Here is a 20,200-nt window from a genome sequence, read left to right as displayed (position 1 = left end):
GTGCGTTTCGCGGTGATTTGGGGGGGGGGCGCATGGGCTTGCGGGGGGGGCAGTCCGGGGGGCGGGGGTCCGGCGCGCAGGCCCGGCACCCCGTCCGGTTTCCCGGGTGGTTACCTGCGGGTAGCGCCCGCGGGACGCGCGCCGCACCCCTGTTCGCTGCGGGCGAAACTTTGTTCCGCACTGCGGAACCCGCCGCTCCAGACCCCCCGGAAACGCCCGCCCAGCCCCCTGTCAACCCTGCCGTGAGCTGCGACGATGCCCCTCCGTCCGGGGTGTTCCCACCCCCGCTACCGCCCCCTGGGGCGCCCCCGGGGCGGACCCGGACATCAGTCGCCGCGAACAAGTGCGAAGATGTATTTCCGGCACGACTGGGCGCCCCACAAAGGCTTCCGACCCACCGGACCGTGACCGGCCCGGCGATCCACACCCATTGCATGGAGGACGTGACGTGGCGAACGACGCCAGCACCGTTTTCGACGTAGTCATTCTCGGAGGCGGAAGCGGCGGCTACGCCGCGGCGCTCCGTGGCGCCCAGCTGGGCCTGAGCGTCGCCCTGATCGAGAAGGGTGAGCTCGGCGGCACCTGCCTGCACCGCGGTTGCATCCCGACCAAGGCGCTGCTGCACGCGGCCGAGATCGCCGACGAGACGAAGGAGGCCGCCGAGTTCGGCGTGCTGGCCACCTTCCAGGGCATCGACATCAACGGCGTCCACAAGTACAAGGACGACGTCGTCGCCGGCCTGTACAAGGGCCTGCAGGGCCTGGTGGCCTCCCGCAAGGTCACGTTCATCCAGGGCGCGGGCAAGCTGTCCTCGCAGACCTCGGTGGACGTCAACGGCCAGCGCATCGAGGGCCGCCACATCGTCCTGGCCACCGGTTCCGTGCCGCGCTCGATCCCGGGCCTGGAGATCGACGGCAACCGCGTCATCTCCTCGGACCACGCCCTCAAGCTCGACCGCATCCCGAAGTCGGCCGTCATCCTGGGCGGCGGCGTGATCGGCGTCGAGTTCGCCTCGGTCTGGAAGTCGTTCGGCGTCGAGGTCACCATCGTCGAGGCCCTGCCGCACCTGGTCCCGCTGGAGGACGAGAACTCCTCCAAGCTCCTGGAGCGCGCCTTCCGCAAGCGCGGCATCAAGTTCGAGCTGAAGGCCCGCTTCTCCGGCGTCGAGTACACCGAGACCGGTGTGCGCGTCTCCACCGAGAACGGCAAGCAGATCGACGCCGACCTGCTGCTCGTCGCCATCGGCCGCGGCCCGGTCTCGGCCGGCCTCGGCTACGAGGAGAACGGCGTCGCGACGGACCGCGGCTACGTCCTCGTCGACGAGTACATGCGCACCAACGTGCCGACCATCTCGGCCGTCGGCGACCTCGCCCCGACCCTGCAGCTGGCGCACGTCGGCTTCGCCGAGGGCATCCTGGTCGCCGAGCGCCTGGCCGGCCTCAAGCCGGTGCCGATCGACTACGACGGCGTCCCGCGCGTGACCTACTCCAACCCCGAGGTGGCCTCCGTCGGCATCTCCGAGGCCAAGGCCGTCGAGCTGTACGGCAAGGACAAGGTCGTCACCCTGAAGTACAACCTGGCCGGCAACGGCAAGAGCAAGATCCTGAAGACCGCCGGCGAGATCAAGCTCGTCCAGGTCAAGGACGGCGCCGTGGTCGGTGTCCACATGGTCGGCGCCCGCATGGGCGAGCAGGTCGGTGAGGCCCAGCTGATCTACAACTGGGAGGCCCTGCCGGCCGAGGTCGCGCAGCTCATCCACGCGCACCCGACCCAGTCCGAGGCCCTCGGCGAGGCGCACCTGGCGCTGGCCGGCAAGCCGCTGCACGCGCACGACTGATCGCGCCTTCCCACCCCCACCTTCCAGTTCGCAAGACTTGATAGGAGTCGCTGAAACCATGGCGGTCTCAGTAACACTGCCCGCGCTGGGCGAGAGCGTTTCCGAGGGCACCGTCACCCGTTGGCTGAAGGCCGAGGGTGAGCGCGTGGAGGTCGACGAGCCGCTGCTCGAAGTCTCCACCGACAAGGTCGACACCGAGATCCCGGCGCCGGCCTCCGGCATCCTGGCCTCGATCAAGGTCGGCGAGGACGAGACCGTCGAGGTCGGCGCCGAGCTGGCCGTCATCGACGACGGCTCGGGTGCCCCGGTCGCCGCTCCGGCCCCGGCCGCCGAGGCCGCTCCGGCCCCGGCCGCGCCGGCCGCCCCGGTCGCGGAGGCCCCGGCCGCCGCTCCGGCTCCGGTCGCCGAGGCTCCGGCCGCGCCCGCCGCCGCTCCGGCCGCCCCGGCCGGCGACGCCACCCCGGTCCTGCTGCCCGCGCTGGGCGAGTCGGTCACCGAGGGCACCGTCACCCGCTGGCTGAAGGCCGAGGGCGACACCGTCGAGGTCGACGAGCCGCTGCTGGAGGTCTCCACCGACAAGGTCGACACCGAGATCCCGTCGCCGGTCGCCGGCACGCTGGTGAAGATCCTGGTCGGCGAGGACGAGACCGCCGAGGTGGGCGCCCAGCTCGCGCTGATCGGTGCCGCGGGCGCCGTCGCCGCCGCTCCGGCTGCTCCGGCCGCCCCGGCCCCGGTTGCCGCCCCGGCTCCGGCTCCGGCTGCCCCGGTTGCCGCCCCGGCTCCGGCTGCCCCGGTTGCCGCTCCGGCTCCGGCCGCCCCGGCCGCCCCGGCTCCGGCCGCCCCGGCCGCCCCGGCTCCGGCTGCTCCGGTTGCCGCCCCGGCCCCGGCTGCCCCGGCTGCCCCGGCCCCCGCGCCGGTCGCCGCCCCGGCTCCGGCCGCCCCGGTGGCCGACGCCGGTGACGCCTACGTCACCCCGCTGGTGCGCAAGCTCGCCGCCGAGCACAACGTCGCGCTGTCGGCCGTCGCCGGCACCGGCGTCGGTGGCCGCATCCGCAAGCAGGACGTCCTGGCCGCCGCCGAGGCCGCCAAGGCCGTGCCGGCCCCGGTCGCCGCCGCCCCGGCCGCCGCGCCGAAGGCCGCCGCCGCTCCGTCCGCCCTGCGCGGCCAGACGGTCAAGATGACCCGCATGCGCAAGGTCATCGGCGACAACATGCTGAAGGCCCTGCACGAGCAGGCCCAGCTGACCAGCGTGGTCGAGGTCGACGTCACCCGGATCATGTCGCTGCGCGGCCGGGCCAAGGACTCCTTCCTCGCCCGCGAGGGCGTCAAGCTGTCCCCGATGCCGTTCTTCGTCAAGGCCGCCGCCCAGGCGCTGAAGGCCCACGCGGTCGTCAACGCCCGGATCAACGAGGCCGAGGGCACCATCACCTACTTCGACACCGAGAACATCGGTATCGCGGTGGACTCGGAGAAGGGTCTGATGACCCCGGTCATCAAGGGTGCGGGCGACCTCAACATCGCCGGCATCTCGAAGAAGACCGCCGAGCTGGCCAGCAAGGTGCGCGACAGCAAGATCACCCCGGACGAGCTGTCCGGCGCCACCTTCACCATCAGCAACACCGGCTCGCGCGGTGCGCTGTTCGACACCGTCATCGTGCCGCCGAACCAGGTCGCGATCCTGGGCATCGGCGCCACGGTGAAGCGCCCGGTGGTCATCGAGTCCGACGGCGGCACCGCCATCGGCATCCGTGACATGACCTACCTCTCGCTCTCCTACGACCACCGCCTCGTGGACGGTGCCGACGCCGCCCGCTACCTGGTGGCCGTCAAGGAGATCCTGGAGGCCGGCGAGTTCGAGGTCGAGCTCGGCCTGTAAGGACCCGGCGCCGCCGGAGGTCCCCTCCGGCCCACCGCACCGGAACCCCGCTCCGTCCCCGGACGGCGCGGGGTTCCGTGCATTGCGGGTTTTTCGTGCAGTTCCGGGTGATTCACCCGTTCTTCGCATGCGCGCGTGCGGCCGAGCAGGGATGCTGGAGCGGTGATGGACGAGACCGACTTCTGGCAGATCATCGACGAGACCCGGGAGGCCGCCGAGGGCGACCCGGACGAGCAGGCCGACCGCCTGGTGGAGCGGCTCGGCGAGCTGGCGCCGGACGACGTCATCGACTTCGCCCGGCTCTTCGAGGCCCGGTTCCAGCGCGCCTACCGCTACGACCTGTGGGGCTCGGCGTACCTGCTGCTGGGCGGCGCCTCCGAGGACTCCTTCGACTACTTCCGGTGCTGGCTGATCGGCCAGGGCCGGGACGTCTTCGAGGGCGGGCTGCACGAGCCCGACGATCTGGCGGACCTGCTGCCGGGGTTCGACGAGGAGGAGGACGGCGAGGCCGAGGACCTCGGCTACGCCGCCGACGAGGCGTACGAGCAGCTCACCGGGCTGCCGCTGCCCGAGGTGGGCGGACGGCAGCCCGCGCGGCCGGCCGGGGCCGTCTTCGACTTCGACGACCCCGACGTCATGGCGAAACGGTTCCCCAAGCTCTGGGAGCGGTACGGGGACTGAGGGTCCGGATCCCCTGAGCCCCGGCCCCGCCTGCGTTCCGCGGAACGGAGGCGGGGCCGGGGCTCAGGTGGTGGAGCCGCTCCCCGTGCTGGTGTCCTGCTTGATGCCCTTGAGGATCTGGTCCAGCACCGAGGGGTCGGGCGCGCCCGCGGCGTCGTCCACCCCGCCCTCGAAGGCCACGTAGCCGCCGCCCTTGGCCGGCACCGCCACCATCAGGATGTAGCCCTTGCTGCCGTCGGCCGTCACGATGTGCCAGCGGACCGCGTAGCCGGAGATGCCCGCGACCGTGGTGCTGGACGAGCCGGCGTCGGTGTGCGAGGTGATGTTGCTGAAGATCGCCGCCGCGTAGGTGGGCATCGCGGCCTCGGCCGCCGCGCGGGCGGTGCTGCCGGAGATGGTGTCCTTCTCGACCGAGAACTGGCCGCGGATGCAGTTGCCGCCGCCGGGGCAGGTGTACTGGCCGCTGCCGAGGAAGACCGTGGAGTGCGAACCGGTGGTGTTCGCCTCCCAGCCCTCGAAGACCGGCACGGTGATGGCGTGCTGCGGGTCCGCCACGGTGTCCTTGAGCACCGGCGCCGGGCGGGACGGCGTGCTCGGCGGCGGCGAGGCCGACCTGCTCGGGCTCCGGGTGGCGGTCGGACTCGGGCTCGCGCTCGGGGAGTCGGTGACGGTGACGGTGGTGACCGGCGGGGTCGGATCGGCGACCGGGGTGCCGCCGCCGCTGTTGAGCGCGATGGCGGCGACCACGCCGACCACGGCCAGGACGGCGACCACGATGCCGACGGCCGTGCCGGTCTTCATCCTGTTCGGCTGAGGGGTCTGCGGGTAGCCCGCCTGCGGGTAGCCGTAGCCCTGCGGGTTCTGCCCCGCCGGGTAGCCGTACCCGGGCTGCCCCGGCTGCTGCTGCGCGCCGTAGCCGTAGGACGGCGGCGGGGGCGCGGAGGACTGGGAGGGGTTCTGCCAGGCGACCTGTGTCGGGGCGTCGGCAATCGGGCCGCCGCCCGCCTGGACGGGGCGCACGTCACTGGTCCAGGCCGTGCCGTCCCACCAGCGCTCATGACCGGCCGTGCCGTCCGCACCCGGTACCGGGTACCACCCCGGAGGCGTCGAGTTGCTCACGGCAAGACCGTACCCGGCCGGATGACGCCCCAGACAGGCCGGGTCTGTCACGACTCTGCACCACCCGTGTACCGAGTCTGACGACTCATCAGTAACCGGGTGGGCCGTTCCGGTGCCCCGGGGCGGCTCGGCCGACGAGGGAGCGGGCCATCCAGATGTCGTCCACGTACGCACCGTCGATCAGGAACTCCCCGGTCAGCGAGCCCTCGACCACGAAGCCGCAGCGCTCGTAGAGGCGGCGGGCCGGGGCGTTGTGGCCGAGCACCCGCAGGGTGAGCCGGCGGGCGCCCTGCTCCCGGGCCACCCGGCAGGCCTCCCCGACCAGCGCCGCGCCGACGCCCCGGCCGCGCGCCGAGGCGTCGACCGCGAGGCCCTGGATCTGGCGCACGTGCCGGTTGCTGGCCAGCGGGGTCGGCGGGACGACCCGGACGTAGCCGACGATCCGGCCGCCGAGCAGTGCGAGGTGGAACTGGTCCGGGGTGTGGCGTTCGTCGAACACACCCGCGTCCCCGGCGGGCTTCGGGCCGACGTCGGCGAGCGTGGTCCAGGTGACGCGGTTGAGGACCGCGAGCGCCGGCTCGTCCTCGGCCCGGGCGGGGCGGATCATCGGATGGTCGGTTTCGCGCATGCGCGGCATGCTAACCAGCCACCGCCCCGCCGTACACGGAATTTTCCGGGGGCGGACGGCCCCGGAGGTCCGGGGCGCACGGCCGGGGGCCTGCGAGGATGGGCCCATGAGAATCGCGGTCACAGGATCCACGGGACTGATCGGCTCGGCGCTCGTCGACTCGCTGCTGGCGGACGGGCACCAGGTGGTGCGGCTGGTCCGGCACCGGTCGAGGACCGGTCCGCGGCCGGACGGCACCACCGCCGTCGGCTGGAACCCGCTGCTGGGCCAGGTCGACCGGGCCGGGCTGGCCGGGGTGGAGGCGGTCGTGCACCTCGCGGGCGCCGGCGTCGGCGACCACCGCTGGACCGACGCCTACAAGCGGGAGATCCGGGAGAGCCGGGTGCTCGGCACCGAGACCCTGGCCGCCGCGCTGGCCGGCCTGGACGAGCCCCCGAAGGTCCTGGTCAGCGCCTCGGCCGTGGGCTACTACGGGCAGACCGGGGACCGGGTGATCGACGAGTCCGCGCCCGCCGGGGACGACTTCCTGGCCGAGGTCTGCGTCGAGTGGGAGGCCTCCGCCGGGGCCGCCGAGCGGGCCGGGATCCGGGTCGTCCACCCGCGCACCGGCCTGGCGCTCTCCGCCGCCGGCGGTGCGGGCGGGCGGCTCTTCCCGCTGTTCCGGCTGGGCCTGGGCGGGCGGCTCGGCGACGGCCGGCAGTACTGGAGCTTCATCTCGCTCGCCGACGAGATCGCGGCGCTGCGCTTCCTGATCGACCGGGAGGACCTCAGCGGGCCGGTCAACCTGACCGCGCCGGAGCCGGTGACCAACGCCGAGCTGACCGCGGTGGTGGGGCGGGTGCTGAACCGGCCGACGCCGTTCCCGGTGCCGCGGGCCGTGCTGGGCGCGGTGCTGGGCGAACTGGCGATCGAGGTGGTCGGCAGTCACCGGGTGGTGCCGCGCAAGCTGCTGGACGCGGGCTTCCGGTTCGCGCACCCGGACGTGGAGTCGGCGGTGCGGGCGGCGCTCTGACGGCGGGCCGTAGGGCTCGACGGCGAGCCGGGGGCGGCTCCGCGGCGGGCCGGGGGCGGAGACGGGGCCGGGTGCGCGGTCGTGCCCGGTCCCTCCGCGTAGCCGCACTACGACGTTCACCCTGGCCAGGGGCATATGCCGGACGGAGTCCGGGCGACTGCCGTGCAGGGCTCCGGGAGGGGGCGCACGGGAGCACACGACAGGCGCGTCGCACGCCCCCGGTGACCGTGCGCGCCCGTCGGGCCGGAATCGCGGCAGAAACCGCGCACTGTCCGTGACCGGGCCCCCACTGGATGCGGTCACTCCCCTTCCCCGCCGGGATCGGGACCGGCGGGCTTGTCTGACGCTCGCACTGACTGGGCATCACACCGATCGGACCGTGTCCCAGCACCCCGCTGCCTGCGCCGGCCCGAAACATCCGGGACCAGGGAGGGAGCCACCCGTGCCCACGTACGACTTCATCCGCCGCACCCGCCGACAGTCCGATCCGGACGTCATCGTGGTGGGAGCCGGCCTCGCGGGCCTAGCCGCCGCCCGCGTGCTCACCGCCAACGGTCTCACCGTCAGCGTCCTGGAGGCCTCGGACCGCGTCGGCGGCCGAGCAGCCTCCCACGAACTCGACGGATTCCGCCTCGACCACGGCAGCCACCTGCTGAACACCGCCTTCCCCGAGCCGCGCCGCGTGCTCGACCTCGACCGCCTCGACCTGCGCCCGCTCGCCCCGGGCGTCCTGGTCCACCACGGCGGGCGCCGGTACCGGGTCGGGGACCCGCAGCTGACCACCGCCCGGCAGGCCACCGCCCGGGCGCCGCTGGGCAATCCGCTGGACAAGGCGCGCCTCGGCAGCTGGCTCAACCGGCTCGCCGCCACCCCGCCCGCCCGGCTGAAGGCCCGGCCGGAGACCACCGCCGCCCGGGCCCTCGGCGAACGCGGGCTCGCCCCGCGCACCGTCGACGGCCTGCTGCGCCCGCTGCTCGGCGCCCTGCTCAGCGATCCCGCCCTCGGCACCAGCAGCCGGGTCGCCGACCTGGTGCTGCGCTGCTACGCACGCGGCCGGCTCTGTCTGCCCGCCGGGGGCATCGCGGCCGTGCCTGCCCAGCTGGCCGCCGCACTGCCCACCGGCACCGTCCGCACCGGAGTGCGGGTCACCTCGATCGCGGCCGACGGCGTGGAGACCGCCGGACACGGACGGATCGGCGCACAGGCCGTGGTCGTCGCGACCGATCCCCGCTCCGCCGCCGAACTGCTCCCCGGAGTCCGGCTGCCCGGCTTCCACCCCGTCACGACCTTCTACCACGCGGCCGACCGCGCCCCGCTGGGCGAGGCGGCCCTGCTGCTCGACGGCGACCGGCCGGGCGGGCAGCCGTCGCTGGTCTCGCACTCCCTGGTGCTGAGCGAGCTGCACCCCTCGTACGCCCCGCCCGGCCAGGCGCTGATCGCCACCACCGTGCTCGGCCGGCGGGCCTTCGACGCCGGCGGACCGGCGGCGCTCGAACCGGCCGTGCGGCAGCGGATGGCGGAGCTGTACGGCGCGCCGTCCGGCGGCTGGCAGTTCCTGAGCGTGCGGCACCTGCCGGACGCGGTGCCGGCCATGCCGCCGCCGCACAACACCCGGCGGCCGGTCCGGCTGCTGGCCGGGCTGTACGTCTGCGGCGACCACCGCGACACCAGCAGCGTGCAGGGCGCGCTGGTCTCCGGCCGGCGCGCGGCCGAGGCCGTGGTGCGCGACCTCGGGGTGCCGGCCACCGCGCGGGAGGCGGAGGCGGCCTGACCGGCGCACCGCGGTGCGCGGGGCACGCGGTCCGGCTGCCGGCTCGGCGCCGGACCGCGTGCCAGTATGCCGATATGACCGCTGATCGGACGATGTGCGCACCCTGTCCGGCCCCCTCGGTGGACGGCCGGTGAGCGCGGGCTTCGAGGTGCAGCCGCTCGCACTGGTCCTGGTCCCCGCCGCCGCGGTGGCCGCCCCGCTGCTCGCCGACCGGCTGCTGCGGTGGATCGCCGTCCCGACCGTGGTGTTCGAGATCCTGCTCGGCGTGCTCGTCGGGCCGGACGCCCTGGGCTGGGTGCACGTCGACGACCTGATCGACGCGCTGTCCCGGTTCGGCCTGGCCATGCTGATGTTCCTGGCCGGATACGAGATCGACCTCGCCGGACTGCGCGGCGGCCCGCTCCGGCGGGCGGGCGCCGCGTGGCTGGTCACCGTGGTGATCGCGCTGGCCGCGGGGGCGCTGGTCAACCCGGAGCCGCTGGACGGCGCCTTCACCGGGCTGGTGCTCACCACCACCGCGCTCGGCACCATCCTGCCGATCCTGCGCGACGCCGGGGAGCTGCCCACCCCGTTCGGCGCCCTGGTCATGGCCACCGGCGCGGTCGGTGAGTTCGGGCCGATCATCGCCGTCGCCGTCCTGCTGGGCGGCAACGGCGCGGCCCGCACCGCCGTCATCCTGACCGCCTTCGCGGTGATCACCGCCGTCGCGATCGGCGGCGCCCGGCGCCCCCGGCCGGCCTGGATGACCCGGCTGATCCGGCGCACCCTGCGCACCTCCGGCCAGTTCGCCGTGCGCGTCGTGATCCTGGTGCTGGCGGCCATGGTGGCGGCCGCGCTCTGGCTGGAGCTGGACATGCTGCTCGGCGCGTTCACCGCCGGCATCGTCTCCCGGCTGCTGCTCTCGGACATCCCCGGGCCGGCGGAGGAGGTCATCGAGGCCAAGCTGGAGGGCATCGGCTTCGGGTTCCTGGTACCGGTGTTCTTCGTGGTCAGCGGGATGGAGTTCGACCTGGACGCGCTGCTCGGCGACCCGGGCACGCTGCTGCTCGTCCCGCTCTTCCTGCTCCTGCTGCCCGCCGTGCGCGGGCTCCCCGCGGCGCTGCTCGCGCCCGCCGGACTGGGGCGGCGCGACCGGGCCGCGCTGGGCCTGTACGGCTCGACGGCGCTGCCGCTGGTGGTGGTGATCACCACGATCGAGGTGGACGCCGGCCATCTGCCGTCCTCCACCGCGGCCGCCCTGGTCGGCGCCGGGATGCTCTCGGTGCTGCTGTTCCCGCTCGCCGCCCAGCGACTGCGCGGGGACGTCCGGCCGCCGGCCGCCGTCGGGGGCGACCGGCCGCGGGTGAACGCCGAGAGCTGGTGAGCCCACCCGTGCGGGAGCCGGTGGGCCCGTGGGCCGGTGAGCCGGTGAGCGCCGGGAGCCGGTGAGGGTCCGTTCCGGGTGCTCTGCGGGGGCTCGGGCCCGGGTGATCCCAGATGGGTCAGATCACCCCCGCCTGACGAGCCGTTTCCTCGAACGCCCGTGCCACCGGGCTGCCCCGGTACGGGGTCAGCCGGCGGTGGAAGTCGCGCACGTACTCCAGCGACCTGGCCGAACGCATCTCCCCCGCCGCGCGCAGCGCGTCGGTCGCCATGCCGCAGGCCTCGTCGAGGTCGCCCATGCCGAGCCGGGCGGTGGCCAGCACCAGCCGGCAGAAGATCCGGCTCCGGGCGTACGCGGGCGAGCGCAGCCGCAGCGACTTCTCGGCGTGCTGGGCGGCCGTCCGCCACTGCTGGAGGTCCCGGTAGCAGTGCGCGAACTCGTCGGACAGCTGCGCCTCGTCGAAGAACCGCGCCCAGGCGGGGAGGTCGTCGCCGGTCCGGGCCGCCGCCAGCGCCCGCTCCGCCCGGACCAGCGCGGTGGTGCAGGACCGGACGTCACCGAGCAGGCCGTGCCCGCGCGCCTCGGCGGCGTGCAGCAGCGCCTGCACCGTCGGCGGCACCGCCGTGCCCACGCCCTGCTGGGCGACCCGGGCCAGCTGGACGGCCTCCCGGCCGTGGCCGAGGTGCACGGCCTGCTGGCTCATCGTCACCAGCACGTATCCGCCGAGCGCGCGGTCCCCGGCGGCCTGCGAGAGCCGCAGCGCCTGGACGAAGTAGCGCTGGGCCAGGCCGTGCGCGGCGATGTCGAAGGACGTCCAGCCGGCCAGCCGGGTGAGGTCGGAGACAGCCCCGAACAGGGCGCGGCCGATCTGCTCGCCGTAGCGGCCGCGCAGCATCGGCTCGGCCTCGCTCTCCAGGTAGCGGACCAGCGCCTGCCGGGCGTGGCCGCCGCCGTAGGCGTGGTCCAGGGCGCGGAAGAGGTCGCCGACGGCGCGGATGGCGGCGATGTCGCCCCGGCCGACCCGCAGCGCGGGGCGCTGGTCGCGGCCGGCGTCGTGGAACGGCGGCTCGACGGCGATCGGCGGGCGGCGGCTCTGGACGGGCACCCGGACGCCGAGCGCGGCCTGGCCGGCGGCCGGCCCGAGAGCGGAGCCGCCGGCGGCGCGGGCGCCGGGGGCCGGGCCGCGCGTCAGGGGGCCGGCCGGGCCGGCGCCGGGCGGCGGTCCGGCCGGCGGGGCACCCGTCCCCGGCTCGGGCCGGGCGAGGGTCGAGCCGTCCCGGGCGACCCGCTCGTCGGTGCGGCCGATCAGCCAGTCGCGGCTGGGCACCACCAGACCGGCCGGGGTGAACGCGATCCGGCGCAGCTCGGACTGCGGCCCGTTGTCCTTGCGCCACATGCTCGCCACGATGTCCACCGCCTCCTGCGGCGTCTCGGCGAACTCCAGGCCGGCGTAGACCGGGGCACAGGCGTCCAGGCCGAGGTCCTGCGCGGTGAGGCGGCGGCCGAGCCGTCGGGTGAACACCTCGGCGATCAGCGCCGGGGTGGCGCCGCGGGGCTGCTGGCCGCGGAGCCAGCGGGTGACCGAGGTCTTGTCGTAGCGCAGGTCGAGGCCGTGCTCCAGGCCGAGCTGGTCGACCCGGCGGGCCAGGCCGGCGTGCGAGAAGCCGGCCTCCTCGATCAGCGCGGCCAGCTGGAGGTTCTGGGTGGCACCGGCCGACTGGTGGCGCTCGGGGGTGTGGCGCTCCGGGGTCTGCCGTTCCGGCGCGTGCCGGTCGGACGCGTGGCGCTCGCCGGCGTGCTCGGCCGGACGGCGCTCGGCGGCATGGCGCTCGGGCCCGTGCCGGTCGCCCCCGTGCCGGTCCGCGGCGTGCCGTTCGGGCGCGTGCCGGTCGGCGGGGATGGCCTGCTCGGGCAGTCGCGGTCCGGTGGCGGCGGTCGGGGCGTCGGGGGCGTCCGGAAGGGCCCGGCCGGCCGGACCCCGGTGCTGGTCGAGCGGGTCGAGCGGTCCGTACGCCGGGCTGTCGGTTGCAGGCCTTTGGGGCATAGTCAGTCAACACCTCTCGGACGCCGCACCGGCTCCACCAGCGGTTCGGCTGCCTGTGGCGACGCCCCCTGTCGGGAATCGGCGTGAATGTAGCGAGCATTCGGGCGCTATGGGTGGTTCTGACCGAGCAATCCTCCGAACGGGTGAAGCATCCGCGCCCATTGTGGGGAAGGGACCTCAGGATGGGTTTGGCTTCGGGGGCGTTGGCCGCCCGGCGGCCGTCGTGGGGGTGAACACCACAGTTCGCCGGAATGCTGTAGAGGGCCGTCACACAGGGGTGCGGCCTGCCGATTCCCGTCGTTCCGCGCCTCCCCGCCGGGCGGTCCGTGCCTCCCCCGCCGGGCGGTCCGCGCTCCCCTCCGGGCCGCTCCTCACCGCGGGCCGGACCGCTCCGGCGGGCGCCGCGCTCGGCGTCACCGGACGCGTCCGGCCTCCTCCGCCTCCCCCTCCTCCTTCGGGTGGAGCACCGGATCGCCGCCCGGGCCCACGGCATACCCGGGGAGACGGCCGTCGAACGTGTCCTCCTCCACCGCGCCGTCGCCGGGTGCCCCGTCGGCACCGGCGCGGCCGTCCGGTCCCGCCCGCCGCCCGGCGTCCCCCATGCCTGCCGCGTCACCTGCGTCACCTGCACCGCCCGCGTCGCCCGCGCCCCGCAGCAGCCCGGCACCACCCGGTCACCCACCGGGCGGCGTCACGCACGGGGTGGGGCCGGTACCCATGACGGACGACCGGGATATAGGGGTCGGTCACATAGTCCCGGGCCCCGGCACTTCCTACCTTGTGGCGACGAGCCTCCCCCGGACCTGGAAGTGGTGAGCCATGACGGCCGCTGTCTCGGATCGCGCAGATCACCCGGACCGACCGGACCGCCCCGGTCGGCCGGAGCCCTCGGACCGGGCCGGAGGAGGATCGCTGCCCAGGGTCGTGGCGGCGAGCCTGATCGGCACCACCATCGAGTGGTACGACTACTTCCTCTACGGAACGGCGGCGGCGCTGGTGTTCGGGAAGCTCTTCTTCCCGAACAGCGATCCGCTCACCGGAACCCTGCTGTCGTTCCTCACGTACGCGATCGGGTTCGCGGCGCGGCCGATCGGGGCCCTGGTGTTCGGGCACTTCGGCGACCGGGTGGGGCGCAAGAAGCTGCTGGTGGTGAGCCTGCTCCTCATGGGCGGGTCGACCACCCTGATCGGCTGCCTGCCGACGTACGACTCGATCGGCGCCGCCGCACCGGTGCTGCTGACGGCGCTGCGGCTGGTGCAGGGGTTCGCGCTGGGCGGGGAGTGGGGCGGCGCGGTGCTGCTGGTGTCGGAGCACGGGGACGCCCGGCGGCGCGGGTTCTGGGCCTCCTGGCCACAGGGCGGTGCGCCGGCCGGCAACCTGCTGGCGGCCGGAGTGCTGTCGCTGATGACGGGTCTGCAGTCGGAGTCCGCGTTCCTGGCGTGGGGCTGGCGGGTGCCGTTCCTGCTGTCCGCGGTGCTGGTCGGGGTCGGGATGTGGATCCGGCTGGCGGTCGACGAGTCCCCGCTCTTCAAGGAGGCGCTGGCCAGGGCCGAGCAGCGCGGGAAGGGCGCGGAACAGCCGCCGCTGGTGGGCGTGCTGCGGCACCACTGGCGGGAGGTGCTGGTCGCGATGGGTGCGCGGATGGCGGAGAACATCTCGTACTACGTGATGACGACCTTCGTCCTGGTCTACGCCGTCACGCACGCGCACTTCTCCAAGCAGACCGCGCTGAACGCCGTACTGATCGCCTCCGCCGTCCAGTTCGCGCTCATCCCGCTGTTCGGGGCGCTCTCCGACCGGGTCGGCCGCAGACCGGTGTACCTGGTGGGCGCGGCGGGCGTCGGGGTGTGGGCGTTCGTCTTCTTCGGGCTGGTGGACACCGGGTCGTTCGGCTCGCTGCTGCTCGCGGTGACCGTCGGACTCGTCTTCCACAGCGCGATGTACGCGCCCCAGGCCGCCTTCTTCTCCGAGCTGTTCGCCACCCGGATGCGCTACTCGGGGGCGTCGATCGGCGCCCAGTTCGCGTCGGTGGCCGCCGGCGCCCCCGCGCCGCTGATCGCCACCGCGCTGCTCAAGGACCACGGCGGCTCGACACCGATCTCGGTGTACGTGGCGATCGCCGCCGTGATCACCCTGTTGGCGGTGCTGTGCGCACGGGAGACCCGGGGCCACGATCTGGCCGGGACCGAGGACGAACCGGAGCACGGGGCGGCCTCGGAGGCCGCGGTGACGGGGAAAGCGGCCACGGCCTGACCCGCCGTCGGGTGGCCGGCGCCCCCGTACCACGGGTGCCGGTCACCGACGGCCCACGGGGCCGAGCAGCTACGATCTCGCTTCCCTCCCCGGGCCACGGACACCCCCTGCCGATTGGCGGCCGCACCATGAACGACCTCGACGCCGGCTCGGCGCCCGCGCTGCGTCGCCTGCTGGACCTGCTCGCCTCCGGCGCCGCCACCGAGGACTTCGCCGACGTGCTGGCCGACGCCCGGCGGCAGGGCGCACCGGCCGCCGTGCTGAGCGAGATCGACGACGCCACCTGGCAGGCGCTGCGGGTCCACCGCACGATGCGCCAGCACCGGCGCCGGGAGGCCGAACTGACGGCGCTGTTCGACACCGCCGGGGACCTCGCCGCCTCCCGGGACCTGGATGCCGTGCTGCAGGCGATCGTCCGCCGGGCCCGGATGCTGCTCGGCACCGACACCGCCTACCTGACCCTCCCGGACGAGGCGGCCGGCGACACCTACATGCGGGTCACCGACGGTTCGGTCTCCGTGCTCTTCCAGACCCTGCGGCTCAGCCTCGGCGACGGCCTCGGCGGCCTGGTCGCGCAGAACGCGCGCCCCTACGCCACCCCCGACTACCGCACCGACGAACGGTTCCACCACACCGGCAGCATCGACGCGGGCGTGCTCGACGAGGGCCTGGTGGCGATCATCGGGGTGCCGCTGCTGCTCGGCGGCCGGGTGATCGGGGTGCTGTTCGCCGCCGACCGCTCGCCGCGCGCCTTCTCCCCCGACGAGGTCGCGCTGCTGTGCACGCTGGCCGCGCACGCCGCGGTCGCGCTGGACACCGCCAGGTCGCTGGCCGACACCCGGGCCGCGCTCGCCGAACTGAACACCGCCAACGCGCTGATCCGCGCCCACTCCGCCGCCGTCCAGCGTGCCGAGCAGGGCCACGACCGGCTCACCGACCTGGTGCTGCGCGGGGCCGAGGTGCCGGACGTCGCCGCGGCCGTCGCGGCCCTGCTCGGCGGGGAGATAGCCGTACTGGACGCCGAGGGCGAGCCGCTGGCCGGGCGGGCCGCAAAGGCGGGCGGCGACGGCCCGGCCGGGGCGGCGGCCGCGGCACGGGGCGAGGGACGGTCGGTGCGGCACGGCACGGCCTGGGTCTGCGCGGTGCTCGCCGGGCAGGAGCAGCTCGGCACGCTGGTGCTGCGCGGCCGTCCGGACCTCGACGACGCCGACCGGCGGCTGTTCGAGCGCGCCGGTGTGGTGACCGCGCTGCTCCTGCTGCTGCGGCGCTCGGTCGCCGAGACGGAGAACCGGGTGCGCGGCGAGCTGCTGGCCGACCTGCTCACCGCGCCGGACCGCGACCCGGCGGGGCTGACCGCGCGCGGGCGCCGGCTCGGCGTCGACCTCGGGCGCCCGCACCTGGTGCTGGTCGCCGAGGCGGGCGACACCCGGGACGCCGGGGCCCGCTCCCGGCTGGCGGGCGCGGCCGGGCGGTACCTGTTCGGCTCCCGGGGCATCAGCGCGGAGCACGGCTCGGCGGTGGTGCTGCTGGTTCCCGGTGGGGAGGGCGGTGCCGGGCGCGCCGGGGACGGGGGCGCGGGCGGCCGGGCGGCCGGCGGCACCGGCGGGGACGACGGCTCCGGGCAGGACGCCGCCCAGCGCGCGGCCGGCGAGGCCGCCGAGCGGCTCACCCGGCTGGCGGGCTTCCCCGTCACGGTGGGCGCCGGCCGCCCCGCCGCCGGGCCGGTGGCGCTGGCCGCCGCGTACCGCGAGGGGCTGCGCTGCGTCCGGGCGCTGCGGGTGCTCGGCCGGGACGGCGAGGGCGCGTCGGCGCGGGCGCTGGGCTTCCTGGGCGTGCTGCTCGGGGACGGCCACGACGTCGCGGGCTTCGTCCGGGCGACGCTGGGCCCGCTGCTGGCGTACGACGCCCGGCGCGGCACCGAGCTGGTCCGGACCCTGCGCGCGTACTTCGACTGCGGCGGCAGCCTCACCCGGGCCAAGGACGAGCTGCACGTCCACGTGAACACCGTGGTGCAGCGGCTGGACCGGGTGGAGGTGCTGCTGGGCGGGGACTGGAACGCTCCGGAGCGCGCGCTGGAGCTGCAGCTGGCCCTGCGGCTCCAGCTGCTGTCGGGCGGGTGAGCGGGGCGGCCGTCCTGCCCGGCGGGAGGCCCGGCCCGCCGGGCAGGAGGGCGGCCGACGGGCCCGGGAGGAGACCGGCCGGACGCGGACGGCCGGGCACCGGCGGGGGCCGGTAGGGGCGTGACCGGGCACCTCGACGGGTCCTGCGGGCCGGGGCGTACAGTGGCGAGGTTGGTCTCGAACGCCTGGCAAGGAGCGGTGACGGTGAGCGAGAACGTTCGGTTCATCCGGATGGGCACGGGCGAGGGCGCCGTCCCCTACCAGGAGGCCTGGGAGGAGCAGCAGCGGCTGCACGCCCTCCGGGTCGCCGACGAGATCCCGGACACGGTGCTGCTGCTGGAGCACCAGCCGGTCTACACGATGGGCAAGCGCACCAACCCGGCCGACCTGCCGCTCGACGGCACCCCGGTGGTCGAGGTCAACCGGGGCGGTGAGATCACCTGGCACGGCCCCGGCCAGCTGGTCGGCTACCCGATCGTCAAGCTGCCGGACCCGATCGACGTGATCGCGTACGTGCGGCGGCTGGAGGAGGCGCTGATCCGCGTCTGCGGCGCGCTGGGCGTCGAGAGCACCCGGGTCGAGGGCCGCAGCGGCGTCTGGGTGCTGGGCGACTCCATCCCGGACGCGGTGGTGGACCCCTCGCAGGTGGTGGACATCGGCAGGCTCACCCTGCGGATGGGCCTTCCGCTGGGGATCGACCCGCGGCTGGCCGGTCCCGAGTACGCACCCTCCAACGCCGGGCAGCGCGGCGACGACCGCAAGCTGGCCGCGATCGGCGTCCGGGTCGCGCGCGGGGTCACCATGCACGGCTTCGCGCTGAACTGCGACCCGGACATGACCTGGTTCGACCGGATCGTGCCGTGCGGCATCCGGGACGCCGGGGTCGCCTCGCTGGCCGGCGAGCTCGGACGGGACCTCACCGTCCCCGAGGCGCTGCCGCTGGTCGAGAAGCACCTGGCCGAGGTGCTCGCCGAACTCCCGGAGCCGGCGGCCGGCCGCTGAGGCCCGCCCCGGTCCGCACGGGTCCCCGCCGTCGGTCCTCACGGGTACCCGCCCTCCCCGTCCCGCTTGCCTCCCGAGCCCCCGCCGCGGGCCGGGAATCTACCCACCGGTAGGCCTGTTGCCCTGCGATTGCGGGGCAACATCCCCGGCGAAGGCCGTACAAGCACAGGCGTACCCTGGGGGTACCCCGTCTAGTTCTAGGAGTCGCACGTGTCCGCTGTCGCACCCGACGGCAGGAAGCTTCTCCGCCTGGAGGTCCGCAACAGCGAGACCCCCATCGAGCGGAAGCCCGAGTGGATCAAGACCCGCGCGAAGATGGGCCCGGAGTACAACGCCCTCCAGTCGCTGGTGAAGAAGGAGGGGCTGCACACGGTCTGCCAGGAGGCCGGCTGCCCCAACATCTTCGAGTGCTGGGAGGACCGCGAGGCGACCTTCCTCATCGGCGGTGACCAGTGCACCCGCCGCTGCGACTTCTGCCAGATCGACACCGGCAAGCCCGCCGAGTTCGACCGGGACGAGCCCCGCCGCGTCGCCGAGTCCATCGTCACCATGGACCTGAACTACGCCACCATCACCGGCGTCGCCCGCGACGACCTGCCGGACGGCGGCGCCTGGCTGTACGCCGAGACCGTGCGCCAGGTGCACGCGATGACCGCGGGCCGCGAGACCGGCCGCACCGGCGTCGAGCTGCTGATCCCGGACTTCAACGCGGTGCCGGAGCAGCTGGCAGAGGTCTTCTCGTCCCGCCCCGAGGTGCTGGCGCACAACGTCGAGACCGTGCCGCGGATCTTCAAGCGGATCCGCCCGGCGTTCCGCTACGAGCGCTCGCTGGACGTCATCACCCAGGCGCGCGCCGCCGGGCTGGTCACCAAGTCCAACCTGATCCTGGGCATGGGCGAGACCCGCGAGGAGGTCAGCCAGGCGCTGGCCGACCTGGTCGGGGCCGGCTGCGAGCTGATCACCATCACCCAGTACCTGCGCCCGTCGCTGCGCCACCACCCGGTGGAGCGCTGGGTCAAGCCGCAGGAGTTCGTCGAGCTGCAGCAGGAGGCCCAGGAGCTCGGCTTCGCCGGGGTCATGTCCGGCCCGCTGGTCCGCTCGTCGTACCGCGCCGGGCGGCTGTACCGGCAGGCCCTGGAGCACCGGGAGCAGGCCGCGGTCTGACCCGGCACCGGATTCGAGCCACCGGAAGGGCGGAGCCTCGGCTCCGCCCTTCCGCCGTTCACCACGCTTTGACCGGCAGGTCACGGCCTGGTAACACGGGGTGGTGACGATGGACTCGTCGCGATTGTTCGATTCTTCTCAGCCACGGCCTCGGCCACGAGGGGAGCTGTTCGGCATGGGGATGGGAATGCGGATCCGGTCGGTGGGGGTCGCGCTGCGGTTCGCCGAGAGCGTCCTGCTGTCGGGCGGGCAGCGCCAGGCCCGGCGCAACGCCTGGGCGGCGGTCTGCGAGGACCGCCGCCACGCCGCGGACCGCCGGCACGCCGCGCTCGCGTCGGCCGGGACGGGTGCCGCGGGGGCACCGGGAACGGCGGCCGGAACGGCCGGGGCGGCCCCGGCGGCGGGGGCCTCCAGGACGTCCGGACACCGCTGACCGGAGGCCGTTCGGGCCCCCTCCGGACGGGCACCCGGGTCACGGTTCGGAGCGAACGGGTACCCGGGCTTGGATATCCCGTACCCACGCCACGTACCATGAGCCCTATGGCGAGGGAAACATCCGAGAACCCCGGGCGGCTGAAGCAGATCCGCCTGGCGTACACCATGACCAAGAAGGTCGACACCAAGATCGGCCTGATCATCGCCGGCGTCGGCCTGCTGACCTTCGGCGTGTTCCTCGCCATCGGCTTCGCGATCGACCACCCCGTCTACCTGGGCATCCTGGGCTTCATCGTGGCCTTCCTGGCCATGGCGATCGTCTTCGGGCGCCGGGCCGAGCGCGCCGCGTTCGGACAGATGGAGGGGCAGCCGGGCGCCGTCGCGGCGGTGCTGAACAACATCCGGCGCGGCTGGAGCGCGAACTCCACCCCGGTGGCCGTCACCCGCAACCAGGACGCGGTCTACCGCGCCGTGGGCCGGGCGGGCATCGCGCTGATCGGTGAGGGCAACCCGAACCGGGTCCGCCAGCTGCTCGCGTCGGAGAAGCGGAAGATGGCCCGGATCGTCGGCGACGTGCCGGTGCACGACATCGTGGTGGGCGACGGCGAGGGCGAGGTCCCGCTCAAGAAGCTGCAGATCCACCTGATGCGTCTGCCGCGCGCCATCACGCCCGCGCAGGTCACCGAGACCAACGACCGCCTGCGCGCGCTGGGCGACCTGCTCTCCAAGGCGCCCATCCCCAAGGGCCCGATGCCCAAGGGCGCCCGGATGCCCAAGGGCGGCCAGGTCCGCTGAGCCCCCTCCCCCTCCGCCGGCTCCGGCCGGCGACCGGAAACCACCGTGCCGACGGGTGACCGCCGGCACGGGAACGGCCCCGCCGCGGAAGCTCCGCGGC

At 74.7% G+C, this 20,200-nt stretch carries 15 protein-coding genes; 12 read left to right on the top strand and 3 right to left on the bottom strand.

The window, feature by feature from the left end; translation table 11 throughout:
* Nucleotides 1-448 precede the first annotated feature (448 nt).
* The 3 genes from lpdA (at nt 449) to ACFCX4_RS20885 (ending at nt 4,394) form a co-directional block, all read left to right on the top strand.
* A complete protein-coding gene (gene lpdA, locus ACFCX4_RS20895; protein ID WP_376144540.1) occupies nt 449-1,837 on the top strand; it encodes a dihydrolipoyl dehydrogenase in 1,389 nt (462 codons plus the stop codon).
* A 58-nt stretch (nt 1,838-1,895) separates the two neighbouring features.
* Nucleotides 1,896-3,713, top strand: a complete 1,818-nt coding sequence (gene sucB, locus ACFCX4_RS20890; RefSeq protein ID WP_376144539.1) for a 2-oxoglutarate dehydrogenase, E2 component, dihydrolipoamide succinyltransferase — start codon at nt 1,896-1,898, stop codon at nt 3,711-3,713.
* 165 nt (nt 3,714-3,878) lie between these two features.
* Entirely contained in the window at nt 3,879-4,394 is a 516-nt protein-coding gene (locus ACFCX4_RS20885) for a DUF4240 domain-containing protein (protein WP_376144537.1), read from the top strand.
* A 63-nt stretch (nt 4,395-4,457) separates the two neighbouring features.
* Here the strand turns inward: ACFCX4_RS20885 and ACFCX4_RS20880 are convergent, their stop codons facing one another.
* Complete coding sequence (locus ACFCX4_RS20880) at nt 4,458-5,513, bottom strand: DUF2510 domain-containing protein (RefSeq protein WP_376144535.1); 1,056 nt, start codon at nt 5,511-5,513, stop codon at nt 4,458-4,460.
* An 88-nt stretch (nt 5,514-5,601) separates the two neighbouring features.
* Nucleotides 5,602-6,141, bottom strand: coding sequence for a GNAT family N-acetyltransferase (locus ACFCX4_RS20875; protein WP_376144533.1), 540 nt, complete (start codon nt 6,139-6,141; stop codon nt 5,602-5,604).
* 106 nt (nt 6,142-6,247) lie between these two features.
* Here ACFCX4_RS20875 and ACFCX4_RS20870 point away from each other — a divergent pair, with 106 nt between their 5' ends.
* The 3 genes from ACFCX4_RS20870 (at nt 6,248) to ACFCX4_RS20860 (ending at nt 10,287) form a co-directional block, all read left to right on the top strand.
* Complete coding sequence (locus ACFCX4_RS20870; protein ID WP_376144531.1) at nt 6,248-7,153, top strand: TIGR01777 family oxidoreductase; 906 nt, start codon at nt 6,248-6,250, stop codon at nt 7,151-7,153.
* 442 nt (nt 7,154-7,595) lie between these two features.
* On the top strand, nt 7,596-8,924 hold the full coding sequence (locus ACFCX4_RS20865; RefSeq protein WP_376144529.1) for an NAD(P)/FAD-dependent oxidoreductase: 1,329 nt from the start codon (nt 7,596-7,598) through the stop codon (nt 8,922-8,924).
* 130 nt (nt 8,925-9,054) lie between these two features.
* Nucleotides 9,055-10,287 (top strand): cation:proton antiporter, encoded by a 1,233-nt coding sequence (locus tag ACFCX4_RS20860; RefSeq protein WP_376144527.1) that lies wholly within the window; start codon nt 9,055-9,057, stop codon nt 10,285-10,287.
* Between the two features lie 118 nt (nt 10,288-10,405).
* On the opposite strand, the gene ACFCX4_RS20855 is transcribed toward ACFCX4_RS20860, so the two are convergent.
* Nucleotides 10,406-12,331 carry a regulator gene (locus ACFCX4_RS20855; protein ID WP_376144525.1) on the bottom strand — a complete coding sequence of 642 codons (1,926 nt, stop codon included), beginning with the start codon at nt 12,329-12,331 and terminating at the stop codon, nt 10,406-10,408.
* Nucleotides 12,332-13,150: 819 nt separating this feature from the next.
* Here ACFCX4_RS20855 and ACFCX4_RS20850 point away from each other — a divergent pair.
* The 6 genes from ACFCX4_RS20850 to ACFCX4_RS20825 all read left to right on the top strand — a co-directional run bounded on the left by ACFCX4_RS20850 (nt 13,151) and on the right by ACFCX4_RS20825 (nt 20,100).
* A complete protein-coding gene (locus ACFCX4_RS20850) occupies nt 13,151-14,584 on the top strand; it encodes an MFS transporter (protein WP_376144523.1) in 1,434 nt (477 codons plus the stop codon).
* A gap of 128 nt (nt 14,585-14,712) precedes the next feature.
* Nucleotides 14,713-16,704 (top strand): helix-turn-helix domain-containing protein, encoded by a 1,992-nt coding sequence (locus ACFCX4_RS20845; RefSeq protein ID WP_376144521.1) that lies wholly within the window; start codon nt 14,713-14,715, stop codon nt 16,702-16,704.
* Nucleotides 16,705-16,935: 231 nt separating this feature from the next.
* A complete protein-coding gene (gene lipB, locus ACFCX4_RS20840) occupies nt 16,936-17,706 on the top strand; it encodes a lipoyl(octanoyl) transferase LipB (protein WP_376144542.1) in 771 nt (256 codons plus the stop codon).
* Nucleotides 17,707-17,916: 210 nt separating this feature from the next.
* Nucleotides 17,917-18,870 (top strand): lipoyl synthase, encoded by a 954-nt coding sequence (locus ACFCX4_RS20835; RefSeq protein ID WP_376144519.1) that lies wholly within the window; start codon nt 17,917-17,919, stop codon nt 18,868-18,870.
* 175 nt (nt 18,871-19,045) lie between these two features.
* On the top strand, nt 19,046-19,303 hold the full coding sequence (locus tag ACFCX4_RS20830; protein ID WP_376144544.1) for a hypothetical protein: 258 nt from the start codon (nt 19,046-19,048) through the stop codon (nt 19,301-19,303).
* Nucleotides 19,304-19,410: 107 nt separating this feature from the next.
* Entirely contained in the window at nt 19,411-20,100 is a 690-nt protein-coding gene (locus ACFCX4_RS20825) for a DUF4191 domain-containing protein (RefSeq protein WP_376144517.1), read from the top strand.
* The last annotated feature ends 100 nt before the right edge of the window (nt 20,101-20,200 follow it).

The sequence above is a fragment of the Kitasatospora sp. NPDC056327 genome (genome assembly GCF_042261735.1).
GTDB lineage: Bacteria > Actinomycetota > Actinomycetes > Streptomycetales > Streptomycetaceae > Kitasatospora.
Note: the sequence above shows the minus strand (reverse complement) of the source record. Positions and strands in the feature narration are given on the sequence as shown.

Excerpts from the sequence above, each read along its gene's own strand:
- sucB (WP_376144539.1), top strand. The coding sequence starts at position 1,896 with ATGGCGGTCTCAGTAACACTGCCCGCGCTGGGCGAGAGCGTTTCCGAG.
- ACFCX4_RS20845 (WP_376144521.1), top strand. The coding sequence starts at position 14,713 with ATGAACGACCTCGACGCCGGCTCGGCGCCCGCGCTGCGTCGCCTGCTG.
- ACFCX4_RS20855 (WP_376144525.1), bottom strand. The coding sequence starts at position 12,331 with ATGCCCCAAAGGCCTGCAACCGACAGCCCGGCGTACGGACCGCTCGAC.
- ACFCX4_RS20875 (WP_376144533.1), bottom strand. The coding sequence starts at position 6,141 with ATGCGCGAAACCGACCATCCGATGATCCGCCCCGCCCGGGCCGAGGAC.
- ACFCX4_RS20850 (WP_376144523.1), top strand. The coding sequence starts at position 13,151 with ATGACGGCCGCTGTCTCGGATCGCGCAGATCACCCGGACCGACCGGAC.
- lipB (WP_376144542.1), top strand. The coding sequence starts at position 16,936 with ATGGGCACGGGCGAGGGCGCCGTCCCCTACCAGGAGGCCTGGGAGGAG.
- ACFCX4_RS20885 (WP_376144537.1), top strand. The coding sequence starts at position 3,879 with ATGGACGAGACCGACTTCTGGCAGATCATCGACGAGACCCGGGAGGCC.
- ACFCX4_RS20870 (WP_376144531.1), top strand. The coding sequence starts at position 6,248 with ATGAGAATCGCGGTCACAGGATCCACGGGACTGATCGGCTCGGCGCTC.
- ACFCX4_RS20830 (WP_376144544.1), top strand. The coding sequence starts at position 19,046 with ATGGGGATGGGAATGCGGATCCGGTCGGTGGGGGTCGCGCTGCGGTTC.
- ACFCX4_RS20825 (WP_376144517.1), top strand. The coding sequence starts at position 19,411 with ATGGCGAGGGAAACATCCGAGAACCCCGGGCGGCTGAAGCAGATCCGC.